Annotated in this window: 23 protein-coding genes; 6 read left to right on the top strand and 17 right to left on the bottom strand. The window is 64.7% G+C overall.

Features of this window, described 5'->3' with window-relative positions; translation table 11 throughout:
* Positions 1-41: 41 nt before the first annotated feature.
* The gene (locus XF30_RS08785; RefSeq protein ID WP_008546815.1) at positions 42-242 is read left to right on the top strand and encodes a CsbD family protein; all 201 of its coding nucleotides are present in this window, start codon (positions 42-44) and stop codon (positions 240-242) included.
* A gap of 156 nt (positions 243-398) precedes the next feature.
* On the opposite strand, the gene XF30_RS08780 is transcribed toward XF30_RS08785, so the two are convergent.
* From XF30_RS08780 to XF30_RS08770, 3 genes are all read right to left on the bottom strand, one after another.
* Complete coding sequence (locus tag XF30_RS08780; protein WP_008546817.1) at positions 399-554, bottom strand: Thivi_2564 family membrane protein; 156 nt, start codon at positions 552-554, stop codon at positions 399-401.
* Between the two features lie 155 nt (positions 555-709).
* Positions 710-1360 carry a DUF2865 domain-containing protein gene (locus tag XF30_RS08775; protein WP_035998181.1) on the bottom strand — a complete coding sequence of 217 codons (651 nt, stop codon included), beginning with the start codon at positions 1358-1360 and terminating at the stop codon, positions 710-712.
* Between the two features lie 13 nt (positions 1361-1373).
* Positions 1374-2189: a L,D-transpeptidase gene (locus XF30_RS08770; protein ID WP_109142437.1), complete on the bottom strand. Its 816-nt coding sequence runs from the start codon at positions 2187-2189 to the stop codon at positions 1374-1376.
* 208 nt (positions 2190-2397) lie between these two features.
* Between XF30_RS08770 and XF30_RS08765 the strand changes: the two genes are divergently transcribed.
* The 5 genes from XF30_RS08765 (at position 2398) to XF30_RS08745 (ending at position 6522) form a co-directional block, all read left to right on the top strand.
* Entirely contained in the window at positions 2398-3510 is a 1113-nt protein-coding gene (locus XF30_RS08765) for an AI-2E family transporter (RefSeq protein ID WP_035998174.1), read from the top strand.
* A 78-nt stretch (positions 3511-3588) separates the two neighbouring features.
* Positions 3589-3960 (top strand): ElaB/YgaM/YqjD family protein, encoded by a 372-nt coding sequence (locus XF30_RS08760; RefSeq protein ID WP_035998171.1) that lies wholly within the window; start codon positions 3589-3591, stop codon positions 3958-3960.
* 88 nt (positions 3961-4048) lie between these two features.
* Entirely contained in the window at positions 4049-4504 is a 456-nt protein-coding gene (locus tag XF30_RS08755; RefSeq protein ID WP_057028148.1) for a hypothetical protein, read from the top strand.
* 168 nt (positions 4505-4672) lie between these two features.
* Positions 4673-5821 carry an OpgC domain-containing protein gene (locus XF30_RS08750; protein WP_035998141.1) on the top strand — a complete coding sequence of 383 codons (1149 nt, stop codon included), beginning with the start codon at positions 4673-4675 and terminating at the stop codon, positions 5819-5821.
* Between the two features lie 92 nt (positions 5822-5913).
* On the top strand, positions 5914-6522 hold the full coding sequence (locus tag XF30_RS08745; RefSeq protein ID WP_036021630.1) for a TetR/AcrR family transcriptional regulator: 609 nt from the start codon (positions 5914-5916) through the stop codon (positions 6520-6522).
* Here XF30_RS08745 and XF30_RS08740 read toward each other — a convergent pair.
* The 14 genes from XF30_RS08740 to urtB all read right to left on the bottom strand — a co-directional run bounded on the left by XF30_RS08740 (position 6519) and on the right by urtB (position 19101).
* Positions 6519-8177, bottom strand: a complete 1659-nt coding sequence (locus XF30_RS08740; protein WP_109142436.1) for a CHASE domain-containing protein — start codon at positions 8175-8177, stop codon at positions 6519-6521. The genes XF30_RS08745 and XF30_RS08740 overlap by 4 nt on opposite strands.
* A 299-nt stretch (positions 8178-8476) precedes the next feature.
* Complete coding sequence (gene ureG, locus XF30_RS08735; RefSeq protein ID WP_025033975.1) at positions 8477-9100, bottom strand: urease accessory protein UreG; 624 nt, start codon at positions 9098-9100, stop codon at positions 8477-8479.
* Between the two features lie 39 nt (positions 9101-9139).
* Positions 9140-9868 carry an urease accessory protein UreF gene (locus tag XF30_RS08730; protein WP_109142435.1) on the bottom strand — a complete coding sequence of 243 codons (729 nt, stop codon included), beginning with the start codon at positions 9866-9868 and terminating at the stop codon, positions 9140-9142.
* Positions 9849-10460 carry an urease accessory protein UreE gene (locus XF30_RS08725; RefSeq protein WP_109142434.1) on the bottom strand — a complete coding sequence of 204 codons (612 nt, stop codon included), beginning with the start codon at positions 10458-10460 and terminating at the stop codon, positions 9849-9851. Before XF30_RS08725 ends, XF30_RS08730 begins: the two co-directional genes overlap by 20 nt.
* A 13-nt stretch (positions 10461-10473) precedes the next feature.
* Positions 10474-10773 carry a putative quinol monooxygenase gene (locus XF30_RS08720; RefSeq protein WP_035998129.1) on the bottom strand — a complete coding sequence of 100 codons (300 nt, stop codon included), beginning with the start codon at positions 10771-10773 and terminating at the stop codon, positions 10474-10476.
* Between the two features lie 130 nt (positions 10774-10903).
* The gene (ureC, locus tag XF30_RS08715; RefSeq protein WP_035998126.1) at positions 10904-12619 is read right to left on the bottom strand and encodes an urease subunit alpha; all 1716 of its coding nucleotides are present in this window, start codon (positions 12617-12619) and stop codon (positions 10904-10906) included.
* 34 nt (positions 12620-12653) lie between these two features.
* Complete coding sequence (locus XF30_RS08710; protein ID WP_036021623.1) at positions 12654-13193, bottom strand: HD domain-containing protein; 540 nt, start codon at positions 13191-13193, stop codon at positions 12654-12656.
* A 57-nt stretch (positions 13194-13250) separates the two neighbouring features.
* Entirely contained in the window at positions 13251-13556 is a 306-nt protein-coding gene (locus XF30_RS08705) for an urease subunit beta (protein ID WP_026202067.1), read from the bottom strand.
* Between the two features lie 9 nt (positions 13557-13565).
* The gene (locus tag XF30_RS08700) at positions 13566-13868 is read right to left on the bottom strand and encodes an urease subunit gamma (protein ID WP_007605424.1); all 303 of its coding nucleotides are present in this window, start codon (positions 13866-13868) and stop codon (positions 13566-13568) included.
* 38 nt (positions 13869-13906) lie between these two features.
* Positions 13907-14737 carry an urease accessory protein UreD gene (locus XF30_RS08695; RefSeq protein WP_109142433.1) on the bottom strand — a complete coding sequence of 277 codons (831 nt, stop codon included), beginning with the start codon at positions 14735-14737 and terminating at the stop codon, positions 13907-13909.
* 38 nt (positions 14738-14775) lie between these two features.
* Positions 14776-15471, bottom strand: a complete 696-nt coding sequence (urtE, locus tag XF30_RS08690) for an urea ABC transporter ATP-binding subunit UrtE (RefSeq protein WP_036021619.1) — start codon at positions 15469-15471, stop codon at positions 14776-14778.
* 88 nt (positions 15472-15559) lie between these two features.
* Positions 15560-16321: an urea ABC transporter ATP-binding protein UrtD gene (gene urtD, locus XF30_RS08685; protein WP_036021617.1), complete on the bottom strand. Its 762-nt coding sequence runs from the start codon at positions 16319-16321 to the stop codon at positions 15560-15562.
* Between the two features lie 6 nt (positions 16322-16327).
* Complete coding sequence (urtC, locus tag XF30_RS08680; protein WP_109142432.1) at positions 16328-17497, bottom strand: urea ABC transporter permease subunit UrtC; 1170 nt, start codon at positions 17495-17497, stop codon at positions 16328-16330.
* On the bottom strand, positions 17494-19101 hold the full coding sequence (gene urtB, locus XF30_RS08675) for an urea ABC transporter permease subunit UrtB (protein ID WP_109142431.1): 1608 nt from the start codon (positions 19099-19101) through the stop codon (positions 17494-17496). The genes urtC and urtB overlap by 4 nt, the downstream gene beginning before the upstream one ends.
* Positions 19102-19113 lie beyond the last annotated feature (12 nt).

Genomic DNA, 19113 nt, shown 5'->3' with positions numbered 1-19113 from the left:
GCGCCTCGCGTTGTCGGGCCATCAACCAACGGGAGATGGTCATGGACTGGAATCGGATCGAAGGAAACTGGAAGCAGTTCAAGGGATCGGCCAAGGAGAAATGGGGCAAGCTCACTGACGACGACCTCCAGCTGATCGAGGGCCGCCGCGAGCAGCTTGAGGGCCGGTTGCAGGAGCGTTACGGCAAGGCCAAGGACCAGGTCCGTCAGGATGTCGACGACTGGCTGAAGTCGCTGCACTGAAGCAGCACGAACGAAGCCCCGGCGAAAGCCGGGGCTTTTGATTTGAAAACATTTGCATTCGTAGCCCGGATGCAGCGTAGCGCAATCCGGGATCGGTTTCGCTGTGGCAAGACTCCGGATTTGCTTCGCTCCATCCGGGCTACGCGCCTACCCCCGCTAGAACACCGCGAGATATTTCAGCAATGAGACAATGCCGATGATGATGACGATGACGCGCGCGATCTGCTTGGCGCGGCCGTCCATTGGCAGCATGTTGATGAGATAAAGCACAAGAATGACGACGAGAAAGGTGACGAGTACGCCGACCAGCATCGCGAGGCCCCCTTCAGGCAATTGCTACGCTGTTCTAACGCGCTGCACCCAAGCCGGTTCCATCTCGGAAACCCTGCCGCGCAACGTCCCGCGGCGGGCCTAGTCCAGCATTTGGCCGTCCGACAAGGTTCGGACGCCGTCCGATCGGGCGCTCCCTACTCCTTCGCCACCACCGGGACTTGACGGAATCTGGCACGCACCGATTCCGGCAGCGGCGAGAAGTTCATCGCGACGCCACGGCGGTCATTGGCATTGCGGCTGGCGACCACGAGGCCATTGGCGCCGGCGACGATGTCGCCCTTGCGCAGGGTCGGGTCGTCCTCGACCTTGACCGATGCGAGCCCGACCGGGTCCTTGCCGTTACAGGTACAGCCCGCGACGATCTCGTTGCGATAGCGGAACGCGTTCGGCAGGTCGGAATAGGACTTTCCCTTCTCAGTCGTGGCATCGTCGATGTTGCCGCCATAGACGAGCGAGGTCTCCGAGGCAGGGCAGAAGCTCTTGCAGGATTGCGCCTTGCTCTCGGCATCATTGCCTTGTGCCGGGAAGTAGCGACCGTCGCAGCTGCGCACGCAATAGGCGGTGCCGCCGCCGTAGGACGCGCGCTGGCGTGGCGCCTCATAGCGCGGCATATCGTCGGTGGGGAAAGGCATCCGGATTTCCGGCGGCGGCCGCATCCGAAAGCCGCCGAACAGGCCCGAGAAGAAATCCTGCGCATGCGCCGACGGCGCCATCGCCAGCCCGCTGGAGACGACGACGACAATCGCCGCTCCGCCCGCCAGTTTGTCAATCAGCCGTCTCGCCATAGGACCTCGCAGACTAATTCACGGCCGACGTGGTCATGTTCAGCGCCTGCCGACCCGAAGGCAGTGTCGTCACGGCCGGACGCTTGCGCACGGGATCACCTCCCTTCGCCATTAACGGCGCGTTCTTCGGCAGCACCACGACCTTGGCGCCGACATTGACGCGGCTATACAGGTCGACGACGTCCTCGTTGGTCATGCGGATGCAGCCGGACGAGACGAACTTGCCGATGGTGGAGGGATCATTGGTGCCGTGGATGCGGTATTGGCTCGAGCCGAGATACATCGCGCGCGCACCGAGCGGGTTGCCGGGCCCGCCGGCGACGAAGCGCGGCAGATAGGGCTGGCGCGCGATCATCTCGGCCGGCGGATGCCAGTCCGGCCACTCGGCCTTGCGGCTGACGCTTTGCACGCCCGACCAGGTAAAGCCCTCGCGGCCGACGCCGACGCCGTAGCGGATCGCGCGGCCGCCTCCGAGCACGTAATAGAGATAGGTGCTGTTGGTATCGATGACGATGGTACCGGCCGGCTCGCTCCGGTCGAAGCCGACGATCTGCCTGCGCAGCCGGTCGGGCAATTGGGTATCCTCATCGGCGACCTGCGGCGCCTCGTTGATGTCATCCTGTGAATAGCCTTGGTCCTGCAAGTGTTGGCCCTGCAAGTATTGGCCCTGCGAGTAAACGTCCTGCGGATACACCCGCTGCATCGGCGCATAGCCGAAGGTTTGGGCGCTTGCGGTGCCCACCGGCACTGCGAGAAGAGCGGTTGCGAAGGCGAACGCGCCGACGGCGCGCGGCGAGAAGCTGCGACGGACTGCAAACAACTTTGTCATGAGCTGCCCCGTTGGATGTGCATCAGGTGATGCGCTGCCTCAACAAACTCCGCCGCCTCGATCGAAGTTCCGGCGCAGCGTGCGGCAGCGACGTCACAGTCAAGCGAGCATCCGTTCACGAAGCCGCGATGGAACCAGCACGCCGCCCAAGCATTAGTCACGTCATCAATGGGCGCGCGGATCACGGATTCCGTGCGGGAGAGATATTGTGCGCGTCCTACCCAGTGAACGTTTGATTTCCGGCAACAGCGAAGGCGATCCGCTTCCCGAGAGCCATGTCGAGCTGCCGCCGGTGATCCGCCGCACTGAATTCGTCGCGTTCGCGCTGGCCGGGCTGTTGCTGATCGCCATCGTCGCCGTGCTCTATGTCGGCCGGGCGTTCTTCCTGCCGGTCGTGATGGCGTTCGTCATCGGGACCATGCTGTCTCCGGCGGCCACCTTCCTGGAGCGAAGCAAGGTCCCACGCAGCGTCGGCGCCGTGCTGATCGTGGTCGCAGTGAGCGCGGTGGTCGCTTTCGCCGTCGCGTTGATCGCTTCGCCGGTCATGGCGTGGAGCACGCGCCTGCCAGAGCTCGGCGCGCAATTGAAGGACAAGCTGCACGTGTTCGACCGGCCGCTTGCGCTCTGGCGGGAGCTTCAAGCCATGCTCGGCGGCTCGGAGGGATTGCCGAGCCTGCACATGCCCAAGATCGAGTGGGTGCAGCCGACGCTGGAATTCCTGTCACCGACCTTTACCGAATTCCTGCTGTTCTTCGTCACCCTGATCCTGTTCATCGCAAGCTGGCGCGACCTGCGGCGGGCCATGATCATGACCTTCAGCAATCACGACGCGCGGCTGCGCACGCTCCGGATCCTCAACGAGATCGAGGTCCATCTCGGCAATTATCTGCTGACCGTCACCCTCATCAATGTCGGCGTCGGCGTCGCCACCGGCCTGATCTGTGCGCTGACCGGAATGCCCAATCCGGCCGGGCTCGGCGCACTGGCGGCCACGCTCAACTTCATCCCGATCATCGGGCCCGTGGCGATGTTCGTGGTGCTGGTCGTGGTCGGGCTGATCGCCTTCCCGACCCTCGGCGGCGGCCTGATGGCCGCGCTCGCCTTCGGTGGCCTCACCTTTCTTGAGGGTCACTTCATCACGCCGACGATCATCGGGCGGCGGCTCGCCCTGAACGCGCTCGCCGTGCTGCTCGCGCTCGCGTTCTGGACCTGGCTGTGGGGGCCGATGGGCGCGTTCCTGTCGTCGCCGCTCCTGATCGTCGCGCTGATCCTGAAGGACCACCTGCTGCCGGAGAATTCGCCGCAGCTGCCGCAAGCCTGACCGGTTTCAGCGAACGGAACTTACCCGGCGACGAAACGTTCTCCGCCCATCTCAGCCGTCAACAGTTCGGAGCTCCCGATGTCCACGCCCAATGCCGAAGCCGGGATGAGAGACTGGACCGACAAAGCCACCCGAGACCGCCTCGAAAAGGATGTAGCAGCCGTGAAAAGCGATATCGCCGCCCTCACCGACCAGATCACCGACGCGCTCAATACTTTCGCCAACTCCACCAGCAAGCAGGCTCGCCGCGGCTATCGCCAGGCGCGCGAGAACATGGACTCCGCGATGGACGACATGTCCGAGCGCGGCAGCGCGATGATGGAAGCTGCACATGACGCCTACGGCTCGATCGAGGAGACGCTGGAAGAGGCGATCACGCAGCGGCCGCTGGCGACCGTCGGGCTGGCGCTCGGCATCGGCTTCCTGATCGGCGTCGCCTGGCGTCGCTAAGGATGTCGACGCCCATTTGATACGGCGGCGGCACGCCGCCGCTGTTGGCTCGTGACCATTCGGCTGGCGGGGATTGAGGAGCAAGGCCATGTTTCAGCGCATCATCGACGGCATCAGCGCATCAACCGGCACGACGGTTCGGCTGACCTCCCTTGCCGCGGGCGCTGCCTTCGCGCTGCTCGTGACCACAGGCTTCCTCTGTGCCGCCGTCTTCATTTGGGTGCTGCAGAAATATGGCCCGGTGCAGGCTTGTCTTGCCGGCGCCGGCATCTTCTTCCTGTTGACCCTGGCCGCGGCAGGCTCCTATTGGAGCTACAAGCGCGAGGTGCAGAAACGCGCCCAGATCGCGGCCGAGCGCGCCGCGAAATCGGCCGCGCAGAGCATGCTTGCAGATCCGATGCTCCTCGCCACCGGGCTCCAGATCGTTCGTGCCATCGGCGTCAAGCGGCTGCTGCCGATCCTGGCGATCGGGGGCGTCGCCCTGGGCATCCTGGCGAGCCGCGCCGGCGTGTCCGACGAGGTGTCGGCCGAACCTGCCGAGTAGAGGTCCGGCGCTATAATTACTGCGCGCGCATCTATCTGCATTTCATAGAGCAAGCGGCACATTTGACGCCGTTTGGCGCGGTTCTTCCCTGCTCACGCAAACGCTACTCGGACGAGCAGGCGGTTGCCGTTAAAAGCATCATCCTGATTCCCAAAGCTATTTTGCTCAATGAAACCGTCCGTCAAGGCGAACCTCGCCGCATTCCAGCATGACGCCAGGCTCTATCTGACGCTCGGCATCGCCAATTGGTCCATATTCGTCGACCATATTCCCAACAACGTCGTCAACCTGCTGACGCTGCGCAATTTCGGCTTCAGCGGCGCGGCGGACCTGTTCGTGTTCGTGGTGGGCTACGGGGTCGCCATCATCCATGGCAGGATGGCGCTGGAACGCGGCTACTTGGTCGCGGCGACGCGCATCTTTCGCCGGGTCTGGCGGCTCTATGCCGCCTATGTCGTGCTGTTCGTGATCTATATCGATGCCATCGCCTATGTCGCCAGGCAATCGATGGCGCCGGAGATCATCCACCAGTACAACATCTCCGGAATTCTCGAGCATCCACTGCGCATCCTGGTCCGCGGTCTCGTGCTCCAGGAAGAGCCGCTGAACCTCGACCTGCTGCAGTTGATGGTCCCGCTGATGGCGTTCTTTCCGTTCGCGTTGTGGGGCCTGCTGCGGGGCCCGAACCTGACGCTGGCGGCATCGGTCGCGCTGTATCTCGCCGCACGCTGGTTCGACTGGAACTTTCGGATCTATCCGGACGGGGAATGGACCTTCAATCCGCTGTGCTGGCAGATGTTGATGGTGCTGGGCGGCTGGTTCGCCGTGACGGGCGCTCCGGGACGTGCGCTGCACGGCATGTCCTGGCTGCGGATCCTCGCCGGCGCCTACCTGGTCTTCGCGATGGCCGTCACCTTGATGCGCCATTCGCCGGCGCTGTCGGCTTACCTGCCCGATCTGCTCCTCAACAGCATCGCTCCGACCGACAAGGAAAACCTCGCTCCCTATCGGGTGGTCCACTTCCTCGCCCTCGCATTCATTGCCACCCATCTCATTCCGGCAGATCACCCCGGCCTGAGATGGAAACCGCTGCAAGCGGTGATCGCATGTGGTGAGGAATGGCTCGCGGTATTCTGCGTCGCCGTGTTCCTATCCTTCGCTGGCCACCTCATCCTGATCACCGGGCCGAACCTGGCGGTGATGCAGGTGGCAGTGAGCATCACCGGCTTCGCGGCGATGACCGGGCTCGCCTACTACATCGCCTGGTCGAAACGGCAGGATCTGCCGGCAGCCCTGCGGCAGCAGGCCCAGAGCTGATCGCTTCTCGCGACAACATCGTGTGATTCTGCTAGGCCGAATGCCGCCCCTGCGCTATGCCGGGACCCTGCGTGAGGAGACCGGGCGTGGCGATGGCGAAAGACGGGCGTGAAGAGGCGGAGCGCGCGCCCCGGCGCGGCCGGCCAAGGTCGATCGAGACCACCAACGCCATCCTCGAAAGCGCCTATGCGCTGATGGCGGCCACCGGCCTTGCCGCCACCACCATCGATGCGATCGCACGCCACTCCAGCGTGTCCAAGATGACGATCTACAAATGGTGGCCGTCGCGGGAAGCGCTGCTGATCGACGCCTTCCTCCACCATGCCGCGCAAATGCTGCCGCTGCCGCCCGCGAGCGCCGGCACGCCCGCGGCGCGCGCGCGGCGCCACGCCGCCGCCTATGCCGAGGCGCTGCAGGGCGAGTTCGGCAAGGTCCAGCTCGCCGTCGTCTCCGAATGCATTTCCAAGACCGGGTCGGCCGAGCTGTTCTACGCCCGGTACCTGCAATTCCGCCGCGACGCGCTGGTGGACATGATCGCCGCCGGCCAGAAGGACGGCAGCATTCAGGCCGAGGGTCCTCCTGAGAATCTCTACGACGCGATCTATGGCAGCCTGTTCTACCGCTATATCTTCGGCATCGCACCGATCACACCCGGCTACGCGCGCAGCCTCGTCGATCTGGTGTTGCGGCCGAAGGGCTAACTTCGCACCGGCCTGACCGGCGCCGAGATTTTATCCGTGCGGTCGCGCTCGGTCATGTCGACCACCGTCTCCATCGGCGCGGTCAATTCATAGACGTAGGAGACGTCGGTGAAGAAGCGCTTGGCGGTCCCGCCCAGCGCCTCGGGCGCGACGCGGTCGAGCAGGATCAGGCCGAAATCAGAATCGGGCCGGCGCGTCGCCTCGCTGGTGTTGAACTCCTCCCAGCGGAAATGGAAGACCTCGTCGCCCTCCTCGCCGGTCACCGTCCAGTTGGCGGTGATGTGCGGGTGCTTGCCGACCAGCGACAGGCCCTCGTCGGAATGCGAGGCGAGCTCGAAGAACAGCAGCGACAGGCTCTGTGCGGCACGCGCGCTGACCGCGATGTCGGGGCCGGTGACGGCGATGCGATCGGCATGCGGAATCGCGCGCGCCTCGAACAGGCCCTTCAACTTGACACCCTGCCACTGGCTCTCGCTGAGCAGCGACACCACATTGGACATGGCGTGGATGCGCCCGATCAGGAGCTCGCGCGCGATGTCGATGTCCGAGCCGTGGCGCAAGGTGCGCGTCACGATCGACTGGATCACCGCCAGGATGTTCTTGACGCGGTGGTTGAGCTCGTCGATCACCGCGGTCAACCGCCGCTCGAAGCCGATCCTGACCTGGATCTCCCGGCTGAGCCGCAGATTGTTGTAGGCGACGTAACCGAACAGGCCGCACACCATTGCGGTGATGGCAAAGCCGATCGCCGCCACGATGATGGCGGTCTGCTCGGCGCGGCGCACCGAATTGGTCTTCGCGTAATAGCCGAGCTGCCAATCGCGGCCGCCGAAGCTCACCGTGCGCGTCGCCGACGGCGCCCCGTCCGCCGCCGCGATCCGCGTCGAGACCACGCCCTGATCATTGGCGATCAGCTCGCCGCCGTCCTTGCGCGGATCCCTGAGCGCCACCGCGAACAGCGACATGTCGTCATTGGCCAGCATCAGCGAGGCGAGCTCGTAGGAAAATGTGACGAACCCGGCCGGCTCCGTCGCGCCCTCGGGAACGACGGGCGCGGCCACGATGATGCCGATCGGACCGTTGCCGCGGATCAACGGCACCGGGTCGGAGGCAACCGACCTCTTTTCGGCGCGCGCCCGCGTGAGCATCGCGCTGCGAACCGGATCCTGATCGTAGCTGCGGCCGGGCAAGGCCGTGGTCTCGTTGCTGCGCGGCTCGAGATCCAACAGCACGTCGATCGGCTGGGTGACATCGGCAGGATTGATCGGCTTGTCGTCAAACGAGCGGATCTGCGGATTCGGGAAGCCGGCGCTGGCGATGGCGGCTTGCGCGTCCGCAAGCTCGTTCGGCTTCAGCCGGGCGATCCAGCCGGCCACCACAAAGTCGGTCTTGAAGGCGTAGATCGCCGAGCGCAGCGGCTCCAGCATGTTCGGCTTGATCACCGACGGCGCGCGGAACAGGCCCGAGGCGACACGCGCGAGCAGCTCCCGCTCGGTCAGGCGGTCCTGAACCAGGCTCGCATGCACGTCGATCGCACGCGCCAGCGCGATCCGGTCCAGCGCCAGCTCCTGGTCGTGGACGCGATAAGCCGCAAGCCCGGAGAGCAAGGCCCCGAGCAGAGCGATGAAGCCGATGATGAAACCCAGCCTGACCACGCGATTACTCAGGCGAAAGCAGGACGTCGGCAATGAACACGGAGCACATGAACGCCGCTCGAACGGCCAGAGGCCGAAGCAGGGTAAACCCCAGTGGCGGAGATAATGAAGGAGGAGGCATCAGTACGCAACTTGGGTCGCCTGAAAAGCTTAATCCGCCCGGCCGATGGTCTGGCCGGGTTGATCTTCGCCCCGGGCGCCGGAGGTAGTTAATCGCCGCGTGCGAGATTTGTTCCGCGGTTGCGGCATGGCCCAGGCGTTAACGGCGAAAAACGCCTGCGCCAACTGGTCGCGTCCGGTTAGCCGGCCCGTTTCAGGCCGCCTTTGGCCTCGATGAAACCGACGATTCGGTCGAGCCCCTCACTCTTCTTGAGGTTGGTCATGACGAAGGGCCGCTCGCCGCGCATGCGCCTGGCATCCGTCTCCATCTTCTCCAGGGAGGCGCCGACATGGGGCGCAAGGTCGGTCTTGTTGATGACCAGGAGGTCGGACCGGGTGATACCCGGGCCGCCCTTGGACGGGATCTTGTCGCCGGCGGCGACGTCGATGACATAGATGGTAAGGTCGGCCAGCTCCGGGGAAAAAGTGGCAGCGAGATTGTCGCCGCCGGATTCGATCAGCACGAGGTCAAGTCCGGGAAACTTGGCGCGCATGTCCGCGACCGCAGCGAGATTCATCGAGGCATCCTCGCGGATCGCCGTGTGCGGACAACCGCCGGTCTCGACGCCGGCGATGCGATCCGGCGTCAGCGATCCCGAACGCACCAGGAACTCCGCATCCCATTTGGTGTAGATGTCGTTGGTGATTGCCGCAATGTCATAGCGCTCGCGCATGGTCTTGCAGAGCAGGTCCATCAGCGCGGTCTTGCCGGATCCGACCGGACCGCCGACGCCGACACGCAAGGGACCGTGAGATTTCGCCATGTGACTTGTTCTCTCCTGATGACTTGACGGCCGCACCGCTCACGACCGAAACAAGCGGGTATATTGCGTCTCGTGCCGCAAGCTGGCGAGATCGGCGCGAAACGTCGCGCTGCCGAGATCGTCCAAGGTTGCATTCAGCGCGCGATTGGCGGTGGCGGCGACGGCGGCTTCCAGCTTCACCAGCACACGCTGGCTATCGGTCTGGCCGAGCGGAATGAGCCGGCTGGCGGCGGAAATCCAGTTCGAGACCAGCGCATGCAGGAAGGCGTGCAGCGTCGGCGCCAACGGCACGGCGTGCATCGCGGCAACCACACCGACCGCGACCGGATAGACCAATGGCGCGCTGCATGCCGCGACCGTCGCGTCCAGTCCGTCGGCATCCCACGCGGCGCGCGAGATGTCGATGAAGGCGCGGCCCTGTGAGGTCGTCTCCAGCTGCCGCTCGCGCGACGGCACGAAGGCGCTCGCGAGCTCGGCGATCTCGTTCAAAGCGGCCGTCTCGCCCGATTCCGTGGCGCGATAGGCGTGGACCAGAAACGTGGCGTCACAGAAGCCGGAGCCGTCGCCGAGCATCGCATCGAGCCAATCCGCCAGCGTCGTCGTGTCGGTGACGTCGCCCGCCTCGACCGCCCATTCGATGCCGCTGGAATAGGAGAAGCCGCCGACGGGAAATGCCGGCGAAAGCCAGGTCATCAGCCGGTACAACGCCGCCGCCTCGCCCTCGGCAAGATCACCGGCGCCGACCGGCTCATTTGTGGTCATGAGCATGCTTGTGGCCGTGGTGATGGTCGGGATGATCGCAATGCTCGTCGTGGTGATGGTGGTGCTCGTGGCTATGGTCGTGCGAGCCATGATCATGGTGGTGGCCATGGTCATGGTGATGATGGCCGTGATCGTGATGCGCATGGTCGTGTCCATGCGCGTGGCCGGCATCGGCGTAGGCGCCGCCTTCGGGATCGAACGGCGCCTCGATCTCGATTACACGCGCGCCAAGGCCCTTCACCATCGCCTCGATGACGTGATCGCGGCGGATGCGCAGGGCCTTGGCCATGATCTGGGTCGGCAGATGACGGTTGCCGAGATGCCAGCCGACGCGGACGAGGTGGTGCGGATCGCGGCCGCGGATTTCGAGCAGCGGCTCGGGCGCCGCGACCACCTCGATCAGCCTTCCGTCCTCCAGCACCAGCGCATCGCCGCCGCGCAGCGCGACGGCATGCTCCAGGTCGAGCAGGAATTCGAGGCCCCGGGTGCCGGTCATCGCCATGCGGCGGCGGTGCCGGTCGTCGAAACCGAGCACGACCGTGTCCACTGGCGCTTCCGTGAAGCGGTGCTGTCCCCTGACCTGCGTCGCCCGGATCATGCGTCGTACCTCTTTACCGTGTCTCGACCTTCTCGGGCGTGATGTATTCGATCTTCGGCGGCGCCGTGAAGCATTTCACCGCCACGCGGCCGAACGTCTTCATGTGCTCGGCAGCGCGATGCGGCCCCAGCGCCTCCATATTCTCCCACTGCTCGACGAACACCATCTTGGCGGGGTCGGTGACGCTCTCATGCAAGTCATAGGCGATATTGCCGGGCTCTTTCCGCGTCTCCTTGATGCAGGCGGTGGCGGCTGCAATGAATTCGGCGCGCGTCTCGGGCTTGATGGTCAAGGTGGCAACGACATAGATCACGAGAAATCCTCCCGGCTTTTCTTCTGAGGGTTACGATACCGGGCGGGACATTAGACCAGGCGGGACCGAACGCAAAACCGCAAAAAAGCCGTCTCCGGACACCGCCGGGGACATGCGTTGAGGCGCTATTTCAGTACATGAAATATCGCTGCGCCATCGGCAGCACCTCCGCCGGAGCGCAGGTCAGGAGCTCGCCGTCGGCGCGCACTTCATAAGTCTCCGGATCGACCTCGATATTGGGCGTCGCGTCGTTGTGGATCATGCTCTTCTTGGAGATCTTGCCGCGGGTGTTCTGGACCGCATAGAGCTTCTTCTCGATGCCGAGCTTTCGCGCGAGGCCACCGGTGATCGCGGCCTTGGAGGTGAACACCACCGAGGATGCCGTACGTGCCTTGCCGAACGCGCCGAACATCGGCTGGTAGTGCACCGGCTGCGGCGTCGGGATCGAAGCGTTGGGATCGCCCATGGGCGCGGCGACGATCGTGCCGCCTTTGACGATGCAGTCCGGCTTGACGCCGAAGAAGGCCGGCGACCACAGCACGAGATCGGCCATCTTGCCCTTCTCCACCGAGCCGATCAGCTTCGACACGCCGTGGGCGATCGCCGGATTGATGGTGTACTTGGCGATGTAGCGCTTGACGCGGAAATTGTCGTTGTCCTTGCCCTTGTCCTGCGGCAACGACCCGCGCTGCTTCTTCATCTTGTCGGCGGTCTGCCAGGTCCTGATGATGACCTCGCCGAGCCGGCCCATGGCCTGCGAGTCCGAGGACATCATCGAGAGCGCGCCGAGGTCGTGCAGGATGTCCTCGGCCGCGATCGTCTCTTTGCGGATGCGGCTTTCGGCGAACGCCAAATCTTCGGCGATCGAGGGATCGAGATGGTGGCACACCATCAGCATGTCCAGATGCTCGTCGATGGTGTTACGGGTGAAGGGCCGGGTCGGGTTGGTCGAGGACGGCAGCACGTTCTTCAGGCCGGCGACCTTGATGATGTCAGGGGCATGGCCGCCGCCGGCGCCTTCGGTGTGGAAGGCGTGGATGGTGCGGCCCTTGAACGCCTTGATCGTGTCCTCGACGAAGCCGGATTCGTTCAGCGTGTCGGTGTGGATCATCACCTGGATGTCGTGATCGTCGGCGACCGACAGGCAATTGTCGATCGCGGCCGGCGTGGTGCCCCAATCCTCGTGCAGCTTCAGCGCACAGGCGCCGCCCTTGATCATCTCGACCAGCGCGGCGGGCCGCGAGGCGTTGCCCTTGCCGGAAATGCCGAGATTGACCGGGAAGGCGTCGAACGACTGGATCATCCGCCCCATATGCCAGGGCCCCGGCGTACAGGTGGTCGCGAAGGTGCCGTGCGACGGGCCGGTGCCGCCCCCCAGCATCGAGGTGACCCCTGACATCAGCGCGTGCTCGATCTGCTGCGGACAGATGAAATGGATGTGGCTGTCGAAGCCGCCGGCGGTGAGGATCTTGCCCTCACCCGCGATCACGTCGGTGCCGGGGCCGATGATGATGGTGACCCCGGGCTGGATGTCGGGATTGCCGGCCTTGCCGATGCCTGCGATCATGCCGTCCTTGATAGCGACGTCGGCCTTCACGATGCCCCAATGGTCCACGATCAGCGCATTGGTGATGACGGTATCGGCCGCGCCCTGCCTGTTGGTGACCTGCGACTGCCCCATGCCATCGCGGATCACCTTGCCGCCGCCGAACTTCACCTCCTCGCCATAGGTGGTGAAATCCTTCTCGACCTCGATGATGAGGTCGGTGTCGGCCAGCCGCACCTTGTCGCCGGTGGTCGGGCCGAACATGTCGGCATAGACGGAACGCTTCATCTTGACGGACATCACAAGCCCCGTTTGCGATTGAATGTCTGGTTGGTCACAGCAAGGCCTTTGCTGCTTTCACGGCGTCATCGAATTTTTCGTCGAGCCACGCATTGCCGCCGCGGCACCCCGCCACGACCTGCGTGGCCCAGGCGATATAGTCGGCGAGATCTTCGCGCTCCCCAGCACTCGGATCGGTTTGAATGCGCGCGCCCGTATTGCTGATCTTGTCGGCGATCTTGATCAGCTTGGCGCCCGGCGATTTGTGGGGCGCGTCCTCGATCTGCTTCTGCCGCCGCTTCGCTTTCGGCAAGCTCATGTCGTCGGTGCACTCGGCAACGAGGGACGCTACCCGATCGGAAAATCTCTGCGCGAGTTCCTCGCGCGTGGTGTCGGTGTCCTCGATGGTATCGTGCAGCCAGCCGGCCGCGACCAGCTCGGCATCGGCGCCGTTGGTCGCGGTCGCGAGCAGGTTCGCGACCTCGGCGAGATGATTGATATAGGGCTCGTTGCCGCGGCCCTTGCGCGCCATGCCGTTATGGCGCTGCGCGGCGAGCTCGGCAGCTTCCGAGACGAGGCGGATTGGTGAAAGCATGGAAAATACCTCCGTTTCCGCCTCAACCATGCCGCGCCGTGCTCGTTCCTGCGGAGGTCACAGCTTTCCCATCACGTCGCCGCGGAAGCCGTAGATCGTCTTCTTCCCCGCCATGGCGACGAGCTGGACGTCGCGGGTCTGGCCGGGTTCGAAGCGGACGGCGGTGCCGGCGGCGATGTCGAGGCGCATGCCGCGCGCCTTCTTGCGGTCGAACTTCAGCGCCGGGTTGGTCTCGAAGAAGTGGTAGTGCGAGCCGACCTGGATCGGGCGGTCGCCGGTATTGGCCACGGTCAACGTCACCGTCTTGCGGCCGGCATTGAGCTCGATCTCGCCGTCCTGGATGAAGAGTTCGCCGGGGATCATGCTCTGCTCCTACCTGATCGGCTCGTGCACGGTGACGAGCTTGGTGCCATCAGGAAAAGTTGCCTCGACCTGGATGTCGTGGATCATCTCGGGAATGCCCGGCATCACCTGGTCGCGGGTCAGAACTTGCGCGCCTGACTGCATCAGCTCGGCGACGGTGCGGCCGTCACGCGCGCCTTCCAGAATGAAGTCGGAGATGATCGCGATCGCCTCGGGATGGTTGAGCTTGACGCCGCGGTCCAGCCGGCGGCGGGCCACGATCGCCGCCATCGAGATCAAAAGCTTGTCCTTTTCGCGGGGAGACAGATTCATGCGACATCTCTTCCGTTCAACACGTCAATTCAACCAGTCTAGTTCAGCCAGAGCCGCGGCAGGGCCGCACCGGTGCGCGCCAGCACCGTCATCATGTCGGCGCGCAAGCGCGCCGCATCTTGGGCACAGAACCGCGCCATTGCAAAGCCATTCCAGGCCGAGATTCCGGCTTCGCCGGAGAACGATTCCGACGCCTCGCGGATGCGCTCGACCAGGGCTTCGTCGCCGGGCACGATCAGGGCTGTGCCGATCGCCGCGCCACCTTTGGCGACCGCGGGCCGTGCAAGCTTGGCACCGATATCGCCGTCGAGCCGGACCGTCTCGGCGAACACCAGCCGCCCGCCGCGGCGTAGCCGCCAGCGGTCGACGAACTCGCCCTGCTCCATCCGCTCGCCCATGGCGGTGCGGCCGAACACCACGATCTCGCAGAACAGGAGCGAGGCCGCCTCGTCGAGGTCGATGTCGAAGCGGCGCTGGACGCGGGCACGGTCGAACAGAATCGTCTCCTGGGGCAGCCAGGCAAGATGCGCGTCCGCGCCGACCTTCAGGGCGATGTTGAGCTGCGCTGCCGCTCCGGGCGTGCGATAGACCTTTTCGGCGGCCGCTGTGGTCAGCGTCAGCCGCGCTGCATCCGCCGCCGCTATCTCGATATCAAAGCGATCACCGCCGGCAACACCGCCGGCCGTGTTGACGAACACGCCGGACAGGCCCTGATCTTCCGGCGAGGGAAAGCGGACGCGGAGCGAACCGGATTCATGCAAGGTGCCGCGCCGTGTCACCCCGTCGCGCGCATGCACGTCGAAGCGCACGGTGCCACGGGCACGGTTGGCCTCGAACAGCGTGGACGTGGCTGACAATTCGCTGCGCATCCGTCTCCCCCAACCGGTCGCGGCAGGTCTGTTCCGGCTTACAGCGCCATCTGGCGGCTGATCTCGCCCGGATCGAGATTGGAGCGGTCGCAGGTGAACTTCACCGCGCCGCGATCCATCACCGCGAAACTGTCGCCGAGTTCGCAGGCAAAGTCGAGATATTGTTCGACCAGCACGATGGCGATGTTGCCGAGGTTGCGCAGATACGAAATGGCGCGGCCGATGTCCTTGATGATCGAGGGCTGGATGCCTTCGGTGGGCTCGTCGAGCAAAAGTAGTTTCGGCCGCATCACCAGCGCGCGGCCGATCGCGAGCTGCTGCTGCTGGCCGCCGGAGAGGTCGCCGCCGCGCCGGCCCAGCATGGATTGCAGCACCGGAAACAGCGAGAACACATCGTCCGGAATGTGCTTGTCCTCGCGCTTGAGCGGACCGAAGCCGGTCTTGAGGTTCTCCTCGACTGTCAGCAACGGGAAGATCTCGCGGCCCTGCGGCACGAAGCCGATGCCCTTGCGCGCCCGCTCGTACGGCTTGAGGCCGGTGATATCGCTGCCGTCGAACACGATTGCGCCCGACGAGATCGGATATTGCCCGACCATCGCGCGCAGGAGCGAGGTCTTGCCGACACCGTTACGTCCGAGCACGCACGTGACCTTGCCGGGCTCGGCCGAGATCGAGACGCCGCGCAGCGCCTGGGCAGCACCGTAAAACAGGTTGATGTCTTTCACTTCAAGCATCGGAAACACCTTTGCGGGCGAATAGCGAATGGCGAGTAGCGAATAGGAGAAGCGGCCAGTCCATTCGCCATTCCCTATTCGCCATTCGCTACCTTCCCAAATACACTTCGATGACCCTCTCGTTGGACGAGACCTGGTCGATGGTCCCTTCCGCGAGCACCGTGCCTTCGTGCAGGCAGGTGACCTTGACGCCGAGCTCGCGCACGAAGGTCATGTCGTGCTCGACCACCATGACGGTGTGGGTCTTGTTGATTTCCTTCAGCAGCTCGGCGGTGAGATGCGTCTCGACGTCGGTCATTCCCGCGACGGGCTCGTCGACCAGCAGCAGTTTCGGATCCTGCGCCAGCAGCATGCCGATCTCCAGCCATTGCTTCTGGCCGTGGCTGAGGCTGCCGGCGAGACGATTGCGAGCCTCGGTGAGGCGGATCGTCTCCAGCACCTTGTCGATGCGTTCGGCCTCCGCCTTGCTGCCGCGCCAGAACAGCGTGCCGCGGACCGAATGGTCGACATTGAGCGCCAGCAGGAGGTTGTCCTGCACGGTCTGGCTCTCGAACACGGTCGGCTTCTGGAACTTGCGGCCGATGCCGAGCTCGGCGATGCGGGTCTCGTCGAGGCGCGTCAGGTCGGTGACGCCGTCGAACAGCACGGTGCCTTCATCCGGCTTGGTCTTGCCGGTGATGATGTCCATCATCGTGGTCTTGCCGGCGCCGTTCGGGCCGATGATGGCGCGCATCTCGCCGGGCTCGAGCGTCAGCGACAGATTGTTGATGGCGTGGAAGCCGTCGAACGAGACGTGCACGCCGTCCAGATAAAGCATCGCGGAGGTCGCGCGGGTGTCCATGACGTTCATGACCGCTTACTCCGCCATCTTGGGTTCGGTGACGCCGTCTTCGGCCGCGGCACTCATGGAGGTGGCGGAGGTGCGTCTTTCCTTCGATTGATCCCACCAGGCATTGAAGGTGCCGACGATGCCCTTGGGCAGCAGCAGCGTCACCAGGATGAACAATGCGCCCAGCATGAACAGCCAGTACGGCGCGAGCACGCCCGAGGTGAAGAACGTCTTGGCGTAGTTGACGACGACGGCGCCGAGCGCCGCGCCGACCAGCGTGCCGCGGCCGCCGACCGCGACCCAGATCACCGCCTCGATCGAATTGCCGGGGGCGAATTCGCTCGGGTTGATGATGCCGACCTGCGGCACGTAGAGCGCGCCGGCAACGCCGGCCATGCAGGCCGACACCGTGAACACGAACAGCTTGTAGGATTCGACGCGGTAGCCGAGGAAGCGCGTGCGCGATTCCGCGTCGCGCACGGCAATCAAGACCTTGCCGAGCTTGGAGGAGACGATGGCGCGGCAGATCAGGAAGCCGATGATCAGCGCCAGACAGCTCAGCGCGAACAACGCGGCGCGCGTCCCCTCCGCCTGGACGTTGAAGCCCAGGATGTCCTTGAAGTCGGTCAGGCCGTTATTGCCGCCGAAACCAAAGTCGTTGCGGAAGAAGGCGAGCAGCAGCGCGTAGGTCATCGCCTGCGTGATGATCGACAGATAAACGCCGGTGACACGTGAGCGGAAGGCGAGCCAGCCGAAGCAGAAGGCGAGCAGGCCCGGTACGACCAGCACCATCAGCGCCGCGAACCAGAACATGTCGAAGCCGTACCAGTACCAGGGCAGCTTCTCCCAGTTCAGGAACACCATGAAGTCGGGCAGGATCGGATTGCCGTAGACGCCGCGGGTGCCGATCTGCCGCATCAGGTACATGCCCATGGCGTAGCCGCCGAGCGCGAAGAAGGCGCCGTGACCGAGCGAGAGGATGCCGCAATAGCCCCAGATCAGGTCGATCGACAGCGCCAGGATGGCGTAGCAGACATACTTGCCCCAGAGCGCGACGAGATAGGTCGGCACCTGCAGGATCGAGCCCGCGGGAAGCAGCAGGTTGGAGAGCGGAATGAGGATGCCGCAGGCCGCGACGACGGCAAGGAAGATCGTCGCGCTGCGGTCCAGCGATCGCGTCAGCATGTGAGGGGTCATGCTTCCACCGCACGGCCCTTGAGCGCGAACAGGCCGCGCGGCCGCTTTTGAATGAAAAGGATGATCAGGACCAGGATGGCGATCTTGCCGAGCACGGCACCGGCGACCGGCTCCAGGAACTTGTTGGCGATGCCGAGCGTGAAGGCGCCGACCAGCGTGCCCCAGAGATTACCGACCCCGCCGAACACCACGACCATGAAGCTGTCGATGATGTAGCTCTGGCCGAGATTGGGGCTGACATTGTCGATCTGCGACAGCGCGACGCCGGCGATGCCGGCAATGCCCGAACCGAGGCCGAAGGTCAGCGCGTCGACGCGCGAGGTGGCGATGCCCATGGAAGCCGCCATGCGGCGGTTCTGCGTCACGGCGCGCATTTCGAGGCCCAGCGCGGTGTAGCGCAGCATCGCGAGCAGGATCGCGAACACGGCGAGCGTGAAGAGAAGGATCCAGAGCCGGTTATAGGTGATGGTGATCTGGCCGAGCTCGAACGCGCCGCTCATCCAGGAGGGGTTGCCGACCTCGCGATTGGTCGGGCCGAACATGGTGCGTACCGCCTGCTGCAGCACCAGCGACAGGCCCCAGGTCGCGAGCAGCGTCTCGAGCGGGCGGCCGTAGAGGAAGCGGATGATACTGCGCTCGATCAGCACGCCGATCGCGCCGGCGACGAGAAAGGCGAGCGGCACGGCGATCAAGAGCGAATAGTCGAACAGGCCGGGATAGCGGGTGCGGATCACCTCCTGCACCACGAAGGTGGTGTAGGCCCCGATCATCACCATCTCGCCATGCGCCATGTTGATGACGCCCATCACGCCGAAGGTGATGGCGAGCCCGATCGCGGCGAGCAGCAGCACCGAGCCGAGCGAGAGGCCGTACCAGGCATTCTGCACCATCGACCAGACCGCGAGCGAATTCTGGATCGAGCCGATCGCGCTCGCGGCGGCCTTGGTGACCGAGGCCGGCTGATCGCCCATGCCGGTGAGCAGCGCCAGCGCATCCTGGTCGCCCCGCGCCTTGAGGGTCGCGACCGCTTCGAGCTTCTCGACCTCGGTGGCGTCGGACTTGAACAGCAGGATCGCCGCGCGGGCCTCACCCAGCGCCGCCTTGACGGATTTGTTGGCTTCCTTGGCAAGCGCGGCGTCGACGGCCTCGAGCGCGGTCTCCTCGTGCGACTTGAAGACGGACTGCGCGGCTTGCAGGCGCGTTCCCAGATCCGGAGACTGCAGCGTCAGGCTGCCCAGCGCGGCATCGACGCTGCGGCGCAGGCGGTTGTTGAGGCGAACCGCGGTCGCACTGTCGGGAACGCTGGCGACGGCCTCGCCGGTCGCAGCGTCGATCGACTTGCCGTCTGCATCGGTCACGTAGACCTTCTTGCTGTCGGGATCGGCCATGAGACGGCCGTCCTGGAGCGCATTGATGATGGGAAAAGCCAGCTTGCTGCCGCTGCCCGCGATCACACCGATCGCTTCTTCCGTGTCGGAAAAATCGTCGTTGGCGAATTTGGCGACCGCATCCTCGAACGGACCGGCGAAGGCCGGCAGCGCGAACGCAATCAGGAACAACGAGAGTGCAAGCGAACAGAGACGAGCGGACAAATGGGCTGGCACTGTGAATGACCC

Origin of the sequence: Bradyrhizobium sp. SUTN9-2, from assembly GCF_003122645.1 — a bacterium.
Lineage (GTDB): Bacteria > Pseudomonadota > Alphaproteobacteria > Rhizobiales > Xanthobacteraceae > Bradyrhizobium > Bradyrhizobium yuanmingense.
The sequence above is the reverse complement of the archived record's forward strand: the minus strand, read 5'-3'. Positions and strand labels throughout refer to the sequence as shown.